The organism is Trichocoleus sp. FACHB-262, assembly GCF_014696035.1.
GTDB lineage: Bacteria > Cyanobacteriota > Cyanobacteriia > FACHB-46 > FACHB-46 > Trichocoleus.
In genome coordinates this window covers 1-17,378 of record NZ_JACJPK010000079.1, presented here as the reverse complement: position 1 = coordinate 17,378, position 17,378 = coordinate 1, and the positions used below count along the sequence as shown (strand labels likewise).

General features: G+C 49.1%; 16 protein-coding genes, 1 tRNA gene and 1 rRNA gene. 9 read left to right on the top strand and 9 right to left on the bottom strand.

Annotated elements, in window-relative coordinates:
• Positions 1–60 precede the first annotated feature (60 nt).
• Together H6F68_RS15955 and H6F68_RS15950 are read left to right on the top strand one after the other, a co-directional pair.
• A complete protein-coding gene (locus H6F68_RS15955) occupies positions 61–576 on the top strand; it encodes a hypothetical protein (RefSeq protein ID WP_190560462.1) in 516 nt (171 codons plus the stop codon).
• 65 nt (positions 577–641) lie between these two features.
• Positions 642–1,385, top strand: coding sequence for a queuosine precursor transporter (locus H6F68_RS15950; RefSeq protein WP_190560461.1), 744 nt, complete (start codon positions 642–644; stop codon positions 1,383–1,385).
• A gap of 150 nt (positions 1,386–1,535) precedes the next feature.
• Here the strand turns inward: H6F68_RS15950 and H6F68_RS15945 are convergent, their stop codons facing one another.
• Together H6F68_RS15945 and H6F68_RS15940 are read right to left on the bottom strand one after the other, a co-directional pair.
• Complete coding sequence (locus tag H6F68_RS15945; RefSeq protein ID WP_190432371.1) at positions 1,536–1,655, bottom strand: photosystem II protein Y; 120 nt, start codon at positions 1,653–1,655, stop codon at positions 1,536–1,538.
• Positions 1,656–1,809: 154 nt separating this feature from the next.
• A complete protein-coding gene (locus H6F68_RS15940; protein ID WP_190560460.1) occupies positions 1,810–2,367 on the bottom strand; it encodes a gamma carbonic anhydrase family protein in 558 nt (185 codons plus the stop codon).
• Between the two features lie 116 nt (positions 2,368–2,483).
• On the opposite strand from H6F68_RS15940, the gene H6F68_RS15935 reads away from it, so the two are divergent.
• Genes H6F68_RS15935 through H6F68_RS15925 form a run of 3 tightly spaced genes read left to right on the top strand, consistent with a single transcriptional unit; the run spans position 2,484 to position 5,024 of the window.
• Positions 2,484–2,993 carry a TIGR02652 family protein gene (locus tag H6F68_RS15935; RefSeq protein WP_190550260.1) on the top strand — a complete coding sequence of 170 codons (510 nt, stop codon included), beginning with the start codon at positions 2,484–2,486 and terminating at the stop codon, positions 2,991–2,993.
• A 59-nt stretch (positions 2,994–3,052) separates the two neighbouring features.
• On the top strand, positions 3,053–3,493 hold the full coding sequence (locus H6F68_RS15930) for a VOC family protein (RefSeq protein WP_190560458.1): 441 nt from the start codon (positions 3,053–3,055) through the stop codon (positions 3,491–3,493).
• Positions 3,486–5,024 carry an AAA family ATPase gene (locus H6F68_RS15925; RefSeq protein ID WP_190560456.1) on the top strand — a complete coding sequence of 513 codons (1,539 nt, stop codon included), beginning with the start codon at positions 3,486–3,488 and terminating at the stop codon, positions 5,022–5,024. Before H6F68_RS15930 ends, H6F68_RS15925 begins: the two co-directional genes overlap by 8 nt.
• A gap of 238 nt (positions 5,025–5,262) precedes the next feature.
• Here the strand turns inward: H6F68_RS15925 and H6F68_RS15920 are convergent, their stop codons facing one another.
• The gene (locus H6F68_RS15920; RefSeq protein ID WP_190432362.1) at positions 5,263–5,487 is read right to left on the bottom strand and encodes a hypothetical protein; all 225 of its coding nucleotides are present in this window, start codon (positions 5,485–5,487) and stop codon (positions 5,263–5,265) included.
• A gap of 346 nt (positions 5,488–5,833) precedes the next feature.
• Here H6F68_RS15920 and H6F68_RS15915 point away from each other — a divergent pair, with 346 nt between their 5' ends.
• The 4 genes from H6F68_RS15915 (at position 5,834) to fba (ending at position 11,080) form a co-directional block, all read left to right on the top strand.
• Positions 5,834–8,707, top strand: coding sequence for a CapA family protein (locus H6F68_RS15915; protein ID WP_190560454.1), 2,874 nt, complete (start codon positions 5,834–5,836; stop codon positions 8,705–8,707).
• A gap of 49 nt (positions 8,708–8,756) precedes the next feature.
• Positions 8,757–9,626 (top strand): aldose epimerase, encoded by an 870-nt coding sequence (locus H6F68_RS15910; protein ID WP_190560453.1) that lies wholly within the window; start codon positions 8,757–8,759, stop codon positions 9,624–9,626.
• Positions 9,627–9,764: 138 nt separating this feature from the next.
• Positions 9,765–9,836 (top strand) — tRNA-Lys (locus H6F68_RS15905).
• 164 nt (positions 9,837–10,000) lie between these two features.
• Positions 10,001–11,080: a class II fructose-bisphosphate aldolase gene (gene fba, locus H6F68_RS15900; RefSeq protein ID WP_190432357.1), complete on the top strand. Its 1,080-nt coding sequence runs from the start codon at positions 10,001–10,003 to the stop codon at positions 11,078–11,080.
• A gap of 90 nt (positions 11,081–11,170) precedes the next feature.
• Here fba and H6F68_RS15895 read toward each other — a convergent pair whose 3' ends face one another.
• The 6 genes from H6F68_RS15895 to rrf all read right to left on the bottom strand — a co-directional run.
• A complete protein-coding gene (locus H6F68_RS15895; protein ID WP_242065530.1) occupies positions 11,171–13,030 on the bottom strand; it encodes a polysaccharide deacetylase family protein in 1,860 nt (619 codons plus the stop codon).
• A 244-nt stretch (positions 13,031–13,274) separates the two neighbouring features.
• Positions 13,275–13,664: a DUF2358 domain-containing protein gene (locus H6F68_RS15890; protein WP_190560451.1), complete on the bottom strand. Its 390-nt coding sequence runs from the start codon at positions 13,662–13,664 to the stop codon at positions 13,275–13,277.
• Positions 13,664–14,230: a hypothetical protein gene (locus H6F68_RS15885; RefSeq protein ID WP_190560449.1), complete on the bottom strand. Its 567-nt coding sequence runs from the start codon at positions 14,228–14,230 to the stop codon at positions 13,664–13,666. The genes H6F68_RS15890 and H6F68_RS15885 overlap by 1 nt, the downstream gene beginning before the upstream one ends.
• Before the next feature lie 98 nt (positions 14,231–14,328).
• The gene (gene modB / locus H6F68_RS15880) at positions 14,329–16,194 is read right to left on the bottom strand and encodes a molybdate ABC transporter permease subunit (protein WP_190560447.1); all 1,866 of its coding nucleotides are present in this window, start codon (positions 16,192–16,194) and stop codon (positions 14,329–14,331) included.
• Positions 16,195–16,227: 33 nt separating this feature from the next.
• Complete coding sequence (modA, locus tag H6F68_RS15875; RefSeq protein WP_190560445.1) at positions 16,228–17,052, bottom strand: molybdate ABC transporter substrate-binding protein; 825 nt, start codon at positions 17,050–17,052, stop codon at positions 16,228–16,230.
• A 212-nt stretch (positions 17,053–17,264) separates the two neighbouring features.
• Positions 17,265–17,378 (bottom strand): 5S ribosomal RNA (gene rrf / locus H6F68_RS15870); the annotation flags it as partial.

Here is a 17,378-nt window from a genome sequence, read left to right as displayed (position 1 = left end):
TCTTCTAAACTTCTAGTTAAGAGGTGTGCACTAACAAAAAACGCGCAAGGACTATCGGCTATGCTGAGTCAGCCCTCCGAGCAGAGAAAATTGCAGGAAATTAACGCTATTTACGAACAGGCTGAATCTAAGCTACAAGATGCGATCGCGTTATTACAAGAGCAGATAGAGTCTCTAACACAACAACTAGAAAATTCGTATCAAGAAACTCAAGTGCTGGAGCAAGAGCTGATTCATACTAACCGAGAGTTGTCCAACCTCAATCAGGAAAATCAAGAACTATATGCTGGGCAGCAAAAGCTGACGCTGAGTCAAGCCCGGATTCTGGCTCAGAGTTTATTAAACCAGGGAAAGCCAACTTCAGAGGCCTTAGCAAAATTGTTAAGTGAAATTTATCAAGTTCAAGTTGCACCTGAGGAGTTCGCCCAGAAGGCTCGGTCCTCTAGTCTGCTGGACCCTTCTATAAGGGTCCAGCAGGCGCGAATTTTTGCGACGCAGCATCAACTCAAAACTCAATTTAACGAACTTAAAACTCTATTTTCCAAGCTTGGAGAAACACTTGACGATATAAGTTAACAGTTCGTTCATCTACTCAATTCAGTGCCACAATGCTTTGCAGGTAGAACCCTAGCAACAGCACCATGCCGAAGCAGCCTTCTCGCAATTCCCCCTCAGCATCGCCCCCTCCCTCCGCTCGCTACTCTGGATGGTTCTTGCTCGTGGTGGTTCTATTCGTAACCTGCCTAATTGTGTCCAACATTGTCGCGACCAAGCTGGTGAGCCTGCAAGGCCAGGTCGTAACTGCGGCAATCGTGATTTTTCCGATTAGCTACATCTGTGGGGATGTGCTCACTGAAGTGTATGGGTATCGGCAGGCTCGTCTAGCAATCTGGTTGGGGTTTCTGTGCAACTTAATTGCCGTGCTTGCCATTTGGCTCGGCCAACAGCTTCCTCCTGCACCGTTTTGGGATGGACAAGCGGCTTACGAGCGGATTCTGGGCAATACACCTCGATTGCTGCTGGCTTCGTTTCTAGCCTATTTGGTGGGGGAGTTTGTCAATTCCTTCGTGTTAGCCAAGTTGAAAGTGGCGACTCAGGGAAGATGGCTTTGGATGCGAACCATTGGTTCCACGATTGTCGGGCAGGGGTTGGATTCGCTAATTTTCGTCACAGTAGCCTTTGTCGGCACGATCGCAGCTAGCCAGATGATTTCAGCGATCGTTACTCAATGGCTGATCAAAACGGCTTACGAGGCGATCGCCACCCCTTTAACCTACATAGTGGTGAACTTTCTCAAGCAGACTGAGCACATTGATGTCTACGACTACGACACTTCCTTCAACCCGCTGGCATGGTCTGAAACAACCGAGCAAAAACTCGATTAAAGCCACAGCCCTACAAAAATCCAGCGATCGCATTGCTCTAACTTATTGCCCTAGAACATAGCGCCAAAACAAAAACGACTGTGTTTCCGCAAAGGATTACAGTCGTTTGTTGCATCATGTGAACTGAAATAATTCAGCCCTATAGTGTGGTTACTTGGCCAGAAACCCCTGAATTTGAGCCAAGGCAGCCTTGGCAATATTGAACGCTGCCCAGCTTCCAGCCAAAATGACTGGCAGCAAAACCACCACCACGCGATAATCCAAGTCCATATCCCGATCTCCTCTTCTAACCAGAGATTAAAGATTTTTGAATAGCTCTCATAATTGTATTATTTATCCAAACGGGCGCTTTTTCACAGCGATCGCAATTTCTCAGGCTTTCGGCTTATTTTTAGCGATCGATTGAGGGCATCTACAAGCATGCTTAAGCGTGCGTTTGGGTGAAGCCAAGATCGGTGCCTTTGCCTGCATGAACCAAGGCTAACTTTTCGTAACGCCGGGCATGCTCAATTAAGTCTGCCACCTCTTCATCTGCGAGTTCGCGCAACCGTTTCGCCGGAACTCCCACCACAAGCGATCGCGGAGGTACATCTTTGGTTACGACCGAACCCGCCCCCACAATGCTGCCTGCCCCTACGCGCACGCCATCCAGCACGATCGCCCCGATGCCAATTAAGCAACCTTGCTCAATATGAGCGCTATGGATTACAGCTCGATGTCCAATGGTGACGTAGTCTTCTAAGATGGTGGGCTTACCTGGATCACCGTGTAATATGGCTCCATCTTGAACATTGGTACAGATGCCAATTTCAATGCGCTCGACATCAGCCCGCACCACTGCACCAAACCAAATACTGGCACCAGCGGCGATCGCCACATTACCCATGACCGTCGCCCCCGGAGCCACAAATGCAGCTTGAGAAAGATCCGGTGCAGGCCAATAAGAAGCCGAAATTAGAGGAGATGGGTTGAAATCACTCAAAATTGTGCCCAGAGTATCAGCAGAATGCCCATAGAATTGACATCGAGGGCAGAACTTCCCTAGTTATAATAAAACAACTGGCACTGACACAGAAACACCATGCAGATCCGCACTTCATGATGACTCATGGCTTACAGTATCCAATTTTTGGTCCGGAGATTCAGTGCCCGCACTGCCGCCAAACCATTCCGGCTCTAACCCTGACAGATACTTATTTGTGTCAGAGGCACGGTGCCTTTGAATCAGATCCACAAACAGGCGAACTGGTTCACTTGCAGTCAGGGCGGCATTGGCGACAATGGAACAACGAGTGGTATCGCCAGCACACGCATCCAGACGGCATTCGCTTTGAAATTCATGAAGCGCTAGATCGGCTTTACACTCAGGGCTATCGGGCGACTCGCGTCATCATTGCCCAACGCTATAAAGACTTAATCAGTGCTTATCTAGAGCGCAGCACTCCTTGGCGGGGTCAGACAGATTCAGCCAAACCTCGGCTTTACGGCCTACCTGTAGAATTTAGCCCGACGTCAGAAGAAGATCCCTGCTGGGACGTAATTAACTTCGATCTAGAAAAAGAACCGGGTGCCCCTGTTCGGTATCCGTATTTTCGTTTATTTGAGTAATCCATCCGGAGCTGTAACCTACTTTCGCTAACGGCTCTGGGCGCTGAACTTCATCATCCATGCATCACGCATCTATTCGGACTGCCAATATCCATCGGGCGATCGCGTTTTACGAGCAGTTAGGGTTTGTGGTCAATGAACGATTCACCACGGGCTACACGCTGGCTTGCTGGATGTCAGGCTTGAGCGGACGGATTGAATTGATTCAAATTCCAGAGCCGCGTCCCGTCGCTGATGCTTTTAACGACGAGCACTACACCGGGTACTATCACCTTTCTTTTGACCTCACCGATACCACTACGGATTTGCCCAAGTGGCTAGAGGATTTGCAAGCCAAATTTGCTGAGGCGGCTGAGTTCCAACCTGAGCAGATCTCACCCCTGAAGGTGCTACTGGAACCCAACCAACAAATGATTGGCGATCGCGTTTATGAGGTTGCTTTCATTGCCGATGCCGATGGTTTACCCCTGGAATTCATCCGGGTGATGAAGCATGAGTGATCCAGCAGAGGTGTTTCAGAATAACTGGGCCTACCTGAAAGCAGAACTGACTTGGCTCGATCGCACCTTGAGTGTGGCGATCGCTCGACAGCGTCAAGAGCAAAAAACAGTAGATCGAGTGGCGCAGTCACGGGCTGATCGAGCCACAAGCCACTGGTGGAAAGGTTTAGTCGCCTTAGACGGTACGACTGGTTATGATGAAACTCGTCTGCGTCCTACCCATCGCAGTGGTACTGCAACCAGCTATCAGCAGCAGATGGAGGCGCGAATTCAGGCTAGTTTACAGCAGGGTGTGGCCCTAGGTTTACCTCAGTTGCGCGATCGCCTCAAGCTCACCGCCTTTGAAAAGAACTTAGTTCTGTTTAGCTTGGCTCCAGAAATTAATCGTCGCTACGCTAAGCTCTACAGCTATCTCCAAAGCCACGAATCCAGCTCAGCAGCACGAGTTTCGGTTGAGTTTTCGAGCACCTGTGGCTGCCCTGATTTACCCACCGTCGATTTGGTGTTGCGGTTGCTGTGTCGTAATGACCAGGAATGGCAAACGGGTCGGGCTTACCTGACTGCAAACTCTGGCTTAATTCAGCAGGGTTTGCTGCAAATGGTGGCTTGTGGCGAGGAAACCTTCCTCACTCGGCGGCTGAAGTTGAGTGACGACTTGGTGAATTATTTATTGGCTGAGCAACCCCAGCCGCAAACTTTAGAGGTTTTAGTTCAACCTGCTCAGCTTCCTCAGCTGCACCCTCTTCCTCATACTCACGTTCTCCTGCCCCGTTACCTGCGTGAAGAAAAAGCCACACCTGACTGGACGCAACTGATTTTGCCGCGATCGCTTTTGGCAACCTTGCAGCATTTAGGGCAACGGGTAGAGCTGTGGTCCGAGGTGCAAGCAGTTTGGAGCGATTTAAAACCTAGCTGCTCTACCCCTCCCCCGCTACCTGGAACCGTGGCGATTTTGGTAGGAGCGGCGGGTACAGGCAAAACTATGGCAGCAGCGGCGATCGCTCAACAATTAAAAACTTCTCTGTTCTGGACTGACCTAGCCTTGGTGCCGCCCGCCGAGTTTCCCAGGTTGCTTCAGGAAATTCATGAACACAGCCCCACGGTATTGCTGATTAAGTCGGCACCGCTCTGGCTGGGACGTTCTGCTTCCTTAGCGACCACAGACCTGCATCAACTGATTCATCAACGTCAGCAGCAGCGAGGCATCACCTTATTCAGTGTGCCGCTGTTGCAATCGGTGCGTTGGCACTGGCGACAGGAAATTGACCAAATTTTAGAATTCCCGCTCCCCACGCCAGGCGATCGCTTGAAGTTATGGCATCAAGTTTTTCCAGGCACGATCGGCCTCGACTCCAGCATTGATTGGGAGTTTCTAGCTCACAAGCTGCCTCTAAATGGAGGTGAAATTCGCGCGATCGCCCAAGCTGCGACTTTTTACGCAGCCGCAGATTCGTTGGAGATTAAGGTAACGATGGCCCATATTCTACGAGCTTGGGAACAGAGGCAACAAAAACTGAAAACTCGTAACTAAAAAAATAAGCCCCTGATTGAGGAGCTTGGTGTCTGTTGGGTCATGGGAAAGATTGTGGTCAAGATCGGATAAAAATTCTGTTTTGATTTAGATCAAAATTAGGATTGCTTAGTCGTCCAATAGCAGTTTAATCCTATGAATTTTAGGTTCATGAATCCCTAAGCCAGAGTCTTCTTCACCATAACTTTAGCCACAAATTAAAACTTTATTCCCTACTAGCTCGTGTCTCAGTCGAGAGTTATCTCCGTTGTGCCACAGATCGCAGACGTTGCAATGGCATCTCAACGGCTCCAGGAGCTTCTCGCTTAATGACTCCAGCATCCACGGCACTGTATAACTTTTCTAACACCTCTAAATCGGCAGCTTTATAGCCTCCAATTGACAATACTTGGCGGATTAACCCCTCAGATGCCACGCTGAGACAGCCTGTCTGGAAAGCAGATTGTACGAGCGTATGGATCATAGCTACGAATTATCCTGACTGTTTTACTGCCACCCTTACTATCAGGTATTTTCGAGTTCTAACAGTTGATTGAGATCGACTATAACCTGTGACCCTAAACGTTATAAGCTTGTGATTGCTATCACTGACAACTAACATTAACTAGGAAGTGCAGGCTGCATCTATGAAGCCAAAATAGCGTGAACCATATGTTCTATCGGGGCTAACTATTCTGGATTAAAGGTATAAATAGGTTTCCCGTCCGAGTAATTAATGATTTAATGCCGATAAGATAGGGTCAATCATCTGCCAATTTGTGGGTGCAACGGGAAGTAACGGTGGCAGTTGATGTTGAGGAGTGAAGAGGATGGCTTATTCTAATCGTGTATCTCAACCTTCCGTGCTGGAGTTAGCACGAGAAGGTAATGTTCGAGCGATCGCCTATTGGCTGAATAGCTACTTAGTTCCTCAAGGGGTCTACGCCTCCATTCGACCCACTCGCTCCAACTGCCTACACATTACCGTCGAGTTCGATCGCATTCCAGAGCGCGATCGCTTAGTCCGCTTCATTTGCCATCGTCTCTGCCAGCTCAACTTAGACTTTATCGAAGGAGTCAGGATTGCGGCTCGCTTCGCAGATGAAAGTCAAACTCTCTGGCAGCAATCTGTTCGCTTAGCCACATCCAGCAGACGCCAAAAGCGCCCCCGTCAGCCCCCCAACCGCTCTCAAGCAGCGACTCAATCCATATCTGTCAAACAACTGCTAGACCAGCGTGTTTATCTGAAACTAGCTCGTTCTCTCTTGCTCAGTGGTTCTGCTGTAGCAGCGTTTGTCTTGGGTTGTCTGCTCAGCTATAACGAAACTCCTACCGAGCCAACGATCGCCTCTGCCAACGGTCGCACCCCCGAAGCCACACTCACGAGGTCTGAACCCAACCGACCGAATGCGATCCGTGCTGCCTTGGAAACAGTTCCAGTGGTGCAGCACCAAAACCTACTCAATCCTGATGACCCAGCCGTCACCTTGATGTTTGGGGGGGATGTCACCCTATCTGATGCCTTCGAGGATTTAGTTGGTCAAGACTACAATTGGGCCTTCGCCGACATGAAGGAGTATCGCCAAGCAGACGTAGCGATGGTGAATCTCGAAAATCCTTTAACTCGCGCCACCACGCCACTGCCAGATAAGCAATTTAACTTCAAGGCTGACCCAGAGTCGGTAGAAGTATTGACGGATGGCGGCATCGACATTGTGACTCTGGCTAACAATCACGCGATGGACTACGAAGCATCGGGGTTGATAGAAACGCTAGAAACGCTAGAGCAGGCGGGCATTCATCACATTGGGGCGGGTCGAGATATTAAAGAAGCTCGTCGTCCAGAAATCTTAGAAGTGAAGGGGCAGCGCATTGCTTATCTCGGCTATTACGATGCAGACCTTCATGCGGCAGATATAGATGTTGCTGGCACCAATCCTACTCGCAACGATCGCATCGCCGAGGATATTCGAGCCATTCGTAAGCAGGTTGATTGGATCGTCGTGAATTATCACTGGGGCGAGGAATTAGCTGAGTATCCCGTGGATATGCAGATTCAGCTAGCACATCACACCATTGATAAAGGCGCTGATCTGGTTGTGGGGCACCATCCCCATGTCCTCCAAGGAGCAGAAATTTATAAGGGACGACCGATCGTCTATTCGCTAGGTAACTTCATTTTTGGCGGCAATTCCCGCAGCGACTACGATACGGCGGTGCTAAAAGTTGCCTTGCGAGACAAGCAAATGAAGGTAGAATTTTTGCCAGTTGAGGTGACGCAGTATCAACCCCGAATTGTGTCTGGCGATCGCGGTGAGCAAATCCTTAATCAAATTCGTGAGCGATCGAGCCTCTTTGCTCAACCGATGCCGTCCTCCGTTATTCTTGATGCCCGTAGTTCTGAAGTGGTTGAGCCAGGAGAGTCAGAGGTTTTCAGCGAACCATCTCCCAACCCAGATACGACAAATCTTGCTCCGTCGCCACAATCTACACCTGAGACAACGTCACCTGACTCTTTTATTACTGCACCAGACTCAGCTCCTGACGACCTACCTGCTTCACCAGATGAGCGACCCAGCAACCCTGCTACTCCACTCAACTCACAACCTTTCGCACCCGATACTGCACCCAGTAATAGCGCTCCTGCTTTCCCCGGCTCAGAGCCAAGCCCTAGCTTCTCTAATCCAGAACCCGCCGACAACTGGCAATCCTTACCCTCTCAACCGACCGCTGCCCCCTCTCCAGACTCAACCGATGCTTGGCCTGATGACTCCACTGCGCCTGCACCTTTTGAGCCAGATGCTTTCGAGCCATACAGGTCCAACCCATCCCTAGATTCGGAGCCATCTGAATCTGAGCCAGCGGAGCTTGAACCGACCGAATCTGAGCCATCAGAGCTGAACTCTGAGCCTGAGGATGGCTATACTTACCCACACCGTCAGGAACCAGATGATTATTGGCAACCGCTGACACCAGACCCATCAGAACCGCCTGACGAGCTTGTCCCTAGCGATGATACATCTCCTGACCCTAGTGCTCCTCTCAACTCTCAACCCGAGCCAGAACCCTTTACAGAGCCTGAAAACAGCACTGAACCCTTTGAGTCGTCGCCCCTAGAGGGTGATCCTTCTCAGCCATTAAACGGTGATACTTCTAGTCCTCTGAATCAGACACCCGCACCTAGTCCAACCCTAAACGAGAGTTTAGAACCCTTCACTGAGCCTGTAGAGGCACCTGCGGACGATACCTCTATTCCTGAAAACGCGGAACCCTCACTCCCATCGGCTCCGCCTAACAACAATCTGGAACCCTTCACCACCTCTCCAGAAGATTCCACACCCCTGGAAGCTGAGCCATCAATTGCACCCACGACTGCACCCAGCGATCGCTTGGAGCCGTTCATTACCAATCCTGCTGAGACAGTTCCAACTGCTCCAACCGCAGCGCCAGATTCGGAGCAAGGAAATTCTTCCCCGGAACCTGTATTGCCTCAGGCAGAACCATCTGAGCCAAAACCATTCGAGCCACCCTCACATCCTAAACAGCATCCTCGCGAGCACATTGCTCTCCTAGAACATCAAGCTCCGGCGATCGCCCTCCCTACTTCTACTGCTGCTCCTTCTCAAGTTCTATCAACAGCAGCAAGTCGCCACCAGCAACCAGAAACGCCTCTAGCCAACCCATTCGCGGAGCGCTCAGAGTAGCTTTGCAGAGCTGAGCGAGATCTCATTCCAACCCAAGGAGTCAATCACTGTGTTTGCGATCGCAACTGAACAGCGGCAATACATAACCTATCTACTCTCTGACCAAGCCACCAACTCTCACTTAGAAATTGTGCCTGAGCGGGGTGGCATTGTTACCAGCTGGCAAGTGCAAGGCCAAGAGCTGCTGTATCTGGATGCTGAACGATTCGCCAATCCTGAACTGACGGTGCGGGGTGGTATCCCCATCTTGTTTCCGATTTGCGGCAATCTGCCCAACAACACCTACAACAACAACGGCCAAACCTACACGCTCAAACAGCATGGCTTCGCTCGTGACTTACCTTGGCAAGTAACAGAACAAGAAACGCAAGATTTAGCCAGCCTGACTCTGGTGTTACAGAGCAATGAGCAAACCCTAGCGGCGTATCCCTTCCAGTTTCAAGTCGCCTTCACCTACAAATTGCAAGGGCATACCCTAGAGATTCATCAGCGGTTTGAGAATCGCTCTAATGAACCCATGCCTTTCTCGGTAGGTCTACATCCTTACTTTGTAACCTCAGATAAAACTCAGCTCCAGTTCGATATTCCTGCCACCGACTTGCTCGATCAGCGATCGCAAGCCGTCGAATCCTTCAGCAACCAGTTCGATTTTGAGCGCGATGAAATTGATGTAGCGTTCCGGGAGCTCTCGCACCGCTCAGCCAGCGCCAGCGATCGCAGCCAGGGGGTGCATTTGACGCTCAGCTACGAGTCACCCTACTCCACCGTGGTCTTCTGGACAGTAAAAGGCAAAGAGTTCTATTGCCTAGAGCCCTGGACTGCGGGACGCAATGCCTTGAATACGGGCAATCGCCTGACCCAGTTAGCCCCCGGTGCGACTTTAGATACAACGGTTCAACTCACGGCTAAATTTCTGTAGTTTCAGCGCTGCATCTCAAGCTAGGCAGGCAATCTAAAAATAATCTGAAGAAATTTACGTTTTTCTTGGTAAATATCTTCTAAATTCAGGAAGGCTGTGTTATTGTTGTAAACGGCGCTGGGACAGGCGCAACTGAACGGGTCGCTAACTCAATGGTAGAGTACTCGGCTTTTAACCGATTTGTTCCGGGTTCGAGTCCCGGGCGACCCATAAAAAGAAAGATAAACAAATCTTATAGACCTAGTAAAAAGGGTTCAAGGTGAATCTTGAGATACTTCCTCTATTTACAAGCACAAAGTATCTTAAGATTAACGTAAGAATTGAGCTCGTCTAAAACTAGCTAGCTAACGACGAAGTAATTAGGAGGACTCTCTATGGCGCTCGTACCCATGCGGCTGTTGTTGGATCACGCGGCTGAAAACGGTTACGGCATTCCCGCCTACAACGTTAACAACATGGAGCAGATTCAAGCCATCATGCAGGCTGCCCATGAAACCGATAGCCCTGTGATTTTGCAAGCCTCTCGTGGCGCTCGTAAATATGCTGGAGAAGCCTTCCTACGCCACCTGATTTTGGCTGCGGTAGAGACCTATCCTGATATTCCTATCGCAATGCACCAAGATCATGGCAATAGCCCTGCGACTTGCTACTCAGCCATGAGTCATGGTTTTACTAGCGTCATGATGGACGGCTCTCTGGAAGCTGATGCTAAAACCCCTTCCAGCTACGAGTACAACGTTGAAGTAACTCGCCGAGTGGTAGAAGTTGCTCACGCAATCGGCGTCAGCGTTGAAGGTGAATTGGGTTGCCTCGGCTCTCTAGAAACTGGCCAAGGTGACAAAGAAGATGGACATGGTTTTGAGGGCACCCTCTCCCATGACCAACTCTTGACCGACCCTGATGAAGCAGTAGACTTCGTGGAGCAAACTGGCGTTGATGCCCTCGCAGTTGCGATCGGGACCAGCCACGGTGCTTACAAGTTCACCCGCAAGCCTACTGGTGAAATCCTCGCCATCAGCCGCATCGAAGAAATCCACCGTCGCCTTCCCAACACCCACTTGGTCATGCACGGTTCTTCCTCTGTACCTGAAGATCTAATTGCGCTGATCAACCAGTACGGCGGTAAGATTCCTGAAACCTACGGTGTACCCCTCGAAGAAATTCAAAAGGGTATCAAGAGCGGTGTGCGTAAAGTCAACATTGACACCGACAACCGCTTGGCGATCACTGCTGCGGTCCGTGAAGCACTAGCTTCCAAGCCTGAGGAGTTCGATCCTCGTCACTTCCTCAAGCCTTCCATCAAGTACATGCAAAACGTTTGTGCTGAGCGCTACCAAGCCTTTAGTGCTGCGGGTCAAGCTAGCAAGATCAAGCCTGTTTCTCTGGATGATTTTGCTGCTAAGTATGCCAAAGGCGAACTGGGTGGCGCTACCAAGAAAGCTGTCACTGTTTAATTAACAGGTTCGACTCTTAACTAAAAAAGCTGGGTAGTCTTTAATGCTATCCAGCTTTTTTATGGAAAGGTTCAGGCGATCGCCCATCAATTATCGAGATGCCAGTGTACAAGCTGCTTTAGCTTCTGCGTCAGAGGGTACGAGTGCGACCACATGAGGCACAGGGCGAGGAATATATCCCACCAGCGATTCACCTTTGTAAGCGAGTGAAGTGCTGGCACCAGAGTCTAGCATCACTGCATCGCGAAAGCCTGCCTTTACCAACGCAATTCCTAAAGAAACCGAGTCAATTGGCTCTACTGAAACTCCGATGGTGGGTTGCCCGGTTTGATTGATGCCCCAGAAGGCTCGATGACGCACGGCATCAAAATCGAACAAGCTATTGAAAGTACTAGCAGGTTGAGGTTGGCTATTCTTCACTAGCCAAGCCGCCGCGACAAAAGCATCTGTCACACCTGCTAATTCTGCTTGCACCCCCTCTAAACTGTTGTGCTTGTCTGGGTTAAAGGGAATAAACTTAGCCGCTTGAGGACCCATTACCACTAGTGGCCGTCCCTTCAGCCTGGGATTGTCGCTGTGATTTCCTGGGACGAATTGCCCGTTACTTTGACTCATGACAGGGCCGATCATCACGTTGGAGTCCAAGTACCTGAGGGAGAAGAACCCGCCATCTACTGCCGCGATCGCCTGAGTTCCTTCTAGGATTTCTTGAACCTGGTAACGACTCTTGGCATGAATCGTGATCGGTTTACCTCCGGAAATTAACCGGAAAGGTGTCTCGTCAATTGTTGTTTCGGTGAGTTGCACTGGCGCAGAAAAATCAAATCCCAGATTCCACCTGGGCAGGGGAGATCCACCCCAAGCTTGATCTACAATATCGGGGAGGCGAGACTGTCCAAAGCGAGCGATCGCCAACAAGCTCTCGGATTCACCTGCAAAGCGCTCATCCACATCATCCATTGTGAATGCTGCTAAGTAACCCGCGTCCTGAACCACTTTAGCGACTCGGGCATCGTACTTTCCTTCTGGGTAAGTGAAGTAACGAATCGGCATGCCTAATTCAGCTTCTAAAAGCCGTTTCGACTCGGCTACTTCTGTTTGCAAATGATCATCTGTGAGTTTGGTGAGATCTGGCGGATGAGTCACACTATGAGCCGCGATCGTGACTAAGGGATCGGCAGCCATTTGTCGCAACTCTTCCCAATTCAGGCTAGAGCGCCCCAGCTTTTTACCAACCTTGGCAGTATAGATAGAGAATACCGCTGGGTAGCCGTATTTTTTGAGTAAGGGGTAAACGTGTTCATAGTGTCCCTTGTAGCCATCATCGAAGGTTAATAAAATGGGCTTTTCTGGTAAAGGCAACCCAGTTCGTAGATGCGTGGTTAGCTGATCGAGACTAATCGGGGTTAGCCCACGCTCTTGAATCAGTTGCAGGTGTTGCTCAAACTCTTCCGGCGTTACGTCAAAGAAAACTTGCTTTTCTGGCAGAATATCGTGATACATGATCACGGGGACTCTGGCCTGTTGAGCGCGATCGCTGATCTGTGGCCAAGGGCTAGGATTGAGATAGCTTACCAGTTGCGGTCCTAAGCCCTGAATTAAATGACTTAAACCAACTTCCGGATCACCAACCCAGGTGGAAGCTTTAACCAAATTCCCCATCCAAGTAGTTAGCTGAGTTGACGTTCTGAGATTGTCATCGGTTTGACAAACTGGCTCAGATGATTGTGCTTCTCTAGAGTTAAGCGCTAACAATCCTGCCCCAGACGCTAGCGATTGTGGAGAATGGCTCAAGTCCTGCGCGATCGCTGAATGGGACCACAGCAGCGTCATCAATCCTAAGGGCAGACCAATAGCGAAACGGAAGCGAAAGTTAATAATTCCAAGTCCGTGAGAGAAATTTTTGGCAGCTTGAGAGCCCAGGTGATGCTCCCGGCAAATCAACGTCATATTTTTGCAGGACAAAGGCACTGTGGCTAGATGTAACCGATACCAAAAGATTTGTCAGGTGTTACAAATCACACAAAAGGCAGATCCCAACTCTGCCACTGCAATCTTTAGACCAACCGTTTCCAAGGTTGTTCCTAGCAGGTTGTGTTCGCTAAACCTTAATTAGACACTACTCTGCCTGCCCCAAAAATCCGGGTAAAACCCTAACTTCACGCCGCTCTATCGAGGTGCTAAAAGCACATATTCATGCTTCATCCCTTGCCCAGAAATACTGCCTTAAAACATCCCAGCGGGAGCAATGCCAATGATCCACATGGGACACAATTAACCCGGTGGCATCAAGTTGCAACTCACTCCAACCTGTAATAGCAATCCTGGGTTGCCAAGGTAGGGGCGATCGCCACTTCAGCGTCCACTCGGTTCTAATCGAGTTGCCGTTCTGCTGAATATCATGCAGATCCATTTTGAGGTCCGCAAACCATCGCTCTAGAAAAACAATCATTTGCTTGTAGCGCTCTACCCCTTGAAAACGATTGAGCGGATCTTGAAAAAAGACTTTTTCTGCATAGATGCTATAGGTTTGGTTCACAGGAAACCGCTCATAGTCCTCACGTAGAACCTGCACAATATCCATTAAGACTCGACCTCAGGCCACAAACGCTCTAATTGACGCTTCCAAGCTGCGAGTACTTCTTCGCGGCTACTAGCTCCCTGCTCCAAATCTCCCATTAATCCTTCCTCATAGAAACGATTTAACGTTTGCAAAGTCGCTTCTAATGACTGTCCTTGGAGTTTGGCGACATGAATAATTTGGCGAATTTGGACTTCTACTAGGTCATTGAAAGGTTTGGCTAAACCTTGTTCATGCAGGGACTGCAAACGCTGAATCGCTGCTGTTAGGTCTGCGATCGCCAAACTTTCTAGACGATGCTGAAACACCCCCCACAAAACATCTTGGTGCAGGGCATAACGGGTTTCTTGAGTGGCATCAAAATTAGCTTCTAGCAGTTGTGGCATAAAAGCTTGCGCTTCTTGTGCAGGGGCGATCGGCAGGAGCACTCTTAACCAAGTGTGGTCTTCGGACAGCAAAACTAGGAGGCGGAAGTTTGTGGTTTCGATTTGCCAGGCTTCTGGCTCTAACCTTTGAGCTAAAGCGCCAAACAAGTTCGTCAAGGCATTGGTTATTTCGTCAGGAGTCATTGTAGAGCGCGGAATTTAGGGCTGTAGCATCATCATGACGCTCCACTTGGAAATGGCACAACCGTTACACATTGCCTCCACGTTGTAACTAATGCGGCTTACCCCGTCATTAAAAATAGTCGCAAAGGGTCTAAATGGATGTACCAAGGCAAGGGCTGCTCTTTAAGTGAAGACCATTTTTCTTTGAACACCTCTGCTTGTAAATGATAGTCCTGGTCATCGCTGGGAGCCGCATGCAGCTTCAAGTAGAGCGTCGTTCGGTGTAGCGTTTCACTGGTTTGAACTAACCAACAAGGGAAAGTGTTACTGCTATCCGGAGCGATCGCGGAATTGCTCTGCTCAGGAGCATTGGTAAATATAATGTGGTGAGCTCGGATACCAACCAGAGATAAGTCAGATGGAATCGGCTCCACAACCCTTAGCAGGCAATTCCAATTGACGGCTCGAATCAGTTGTGTTTCAACTATTTCCGCTTGGGAAAAGTTTTTGCAACCCGTTAGCTGAGCCACCACAAATTTAGTTGGCCGTTCCACGACTTCTGCTTTAGGGCCAGAAGCCACAACCTGTCCAGCAGCTAGGATCATTAGATTTTGGCAAATCCGGTAAGCTTCTTCTAAGTTGTGGGTTACAAACAAAGTAATCCCTGGATAACTTGCTAAAATCTCCTGTAATTGCTTCTCTAATTGACTGCGCAGATGAGTATCCAACGCCGAAAAAGGCTCATCTAAAAGCAAAATCTGCGGTTCGATCGCCAAGGCTCTAGCCAAGGCGACTCGCTGCTGCTGACCTCCCGACAGTTGCTGCGGATATCGGCGTTCTAACCCTTGTAGTTGCATCACACTGAGCAGCCGAGCCACTCTATCCGCACGTTCGCTTGCAGGCAATGTATACAGCCCAAAGGCGATATTTTGTCCAACTGTCAGGTGAGGAAAAAGCGCGTAATTTTGGAATAGAAAGCCAACCTGCCGCTGCCGACTAGGAAGATTAATGCCCCGCTCTGAGTCAAATAACACTCGGCCATTCAATACAATACACCCACTCGATGGCGTCTCTAGGCCAGCAATACAGCGCAGAGTCAAGCTCTTGCCAGAACCTGAAGCTCCTAAGAGTCCTAGTGGTTTTTGATCAGCTGTACAGCTAACTTTGAGCGAGAAGTTAGCTAACTGCTTGGAGATGGCGATCCCTAGTTCCGGTTTCAAGGATGCAGTTTTTGCTTCTACAGTGGGTCGTGTAGCACCCTTGGCCAAATGAGTAGTTATGTTGGCGGAATGCCCTTGTGGTTGGACTGTTTGCTGTTGCCTGAACCGATGTCGATAGTGAGACCAGTAATTTAGGTTAGCAATGGTCACTAGCGCGATCACTACCACCACTACTACCCAAACTAGAGCCTGAGACCTGTTCCCTTGCTCGACTGCAAAGAAAATAGCGGTAGGAATCGTTTGAGTTTCTCCAGGAATGTTGCCTGCCAACATCAAAGTGGCACCGAACTCTCCTAGCGCGCGTGCAAAGGTCAAAATGCTGCCCGCTATCATGCCTGGCCAAGCCAAAGGCAATAGTACCCGCCAAAAGATCCCCCACTCTGAAGCCCCAAGAGTCTGTGCTGCTTGAATCAGATCAGAATCAATTTGCTCGAAAGCACCTAGTGCAGTTCGGTACATCAAAGGAAACGAGACCACAGTAGCCGCAATTACAGTTGCAGACCAGGAAAAAATCACGTTCAAACCCAGAGGTTGTAGAACTTGACCTATCGGCCCATGCTTACCAAATAGCAGCAGCAACAAGAAACCAACGACAGTAGGTGGTAAAACCAAAGGCAGCGTCAGTACACCATCAAACCAGGGTTTTGCCCTGCTTGGGTAACTAAACATCCAACGGGCTACTACTGTCCCCAAGCAACCAGCAATCGTAGTAGCAGCAGCAGCAGTCTTTAGAGAAATCTCCAGAGGAGACCAGTCAAACGCCATGTCATGATGCCTTTATCTCCTGCAATAAAAACATCAATTGCTGGCAATGCCAAATCCATGCTTTTGAAATACAGCTTTAGCCTGTGGACTGGATAAAAACTGTACAAATTCTTGAGCAGCAGTTACATTTTTGCTATCTTTCAACACTGCTACAGAATAACTAACGGCAGAATGAGACTGTTCAGGCGCGATCGCTACGATCCTAACTTTTCTCGACGTTTTAGCATCTGTCAAGTAAACTATTCCAGCATCCACATTTCCCGTTTCTACATAGCTCAAAACTTGTCTTACATCTTTCGCTAAAACTAATTTTGGTTTAACTAATTCAAGAATTCTCAGCCAAGTCAAAACTTCTTGGGCATACATTCCAGCTGGTACACTCTCAGGATCTGCGATCGCTAAACGTTTAACACTTCCATTCTTGAGGTCGTTGAAATCTTTCAAAGCCGACACATTTTTCGGCTCAATCAAAGCCACTTGATTTGTTAAGAAGTTTTTCCGAGTACTGCTTAGTAGCAATCCTTGCTTCTGCAAAACATCCATCTGCTTGGTTGCAGCAGATACAAAAATATCGACAGGAGCACCTTGCTCAATCTGAGCCTGCAAGGATCCGGAAGAACCAAAGTTAAAAGTTAAAAAATTTTCTGGGTTTTCTTTCTGCCAAAGCAACCTTACTTCTTCCATTACATTTGTAAGGCTAGCCGCCGCTGATATGGTCAAAGTAGCTGATTGGCTTTTAAATGTTGAGGTTGTTGAGGTTGAAGACTCAGAGCTTGAGTTAACAAAATTACAACCAGCGATCGTTAAAGCGAATCCAGAGACCAAAAGACCTACTCCGGCAAGAGCAAAGAATTTCATGCAACTTATGAAAAGCTTTTAATTTGAAGCACCATATCACAATTGCAGTTATTTGTTTCAGTACCAGAAAACAAGTAGCTCGAAGTAAGAGATTTAAAGTGACCGTCAACAGAGAGAAACAACGTACAAATCAGGTATACCATACCCGAAACACAGAAAAGAGAGAGGAGCGCTTAGGCATGCTCCTCTCTCTTTTCTGTGTTTGATTATTGCCCTGGCATCGAGCTATTGTCCCGTGGGGCTGCCCCCAAAGTATCGTCGCCGCTACAGCGTTTCACCTCTGAGTTCGGGATGGGTCAGTGTGGTTCCACCGCGCCATGAACACC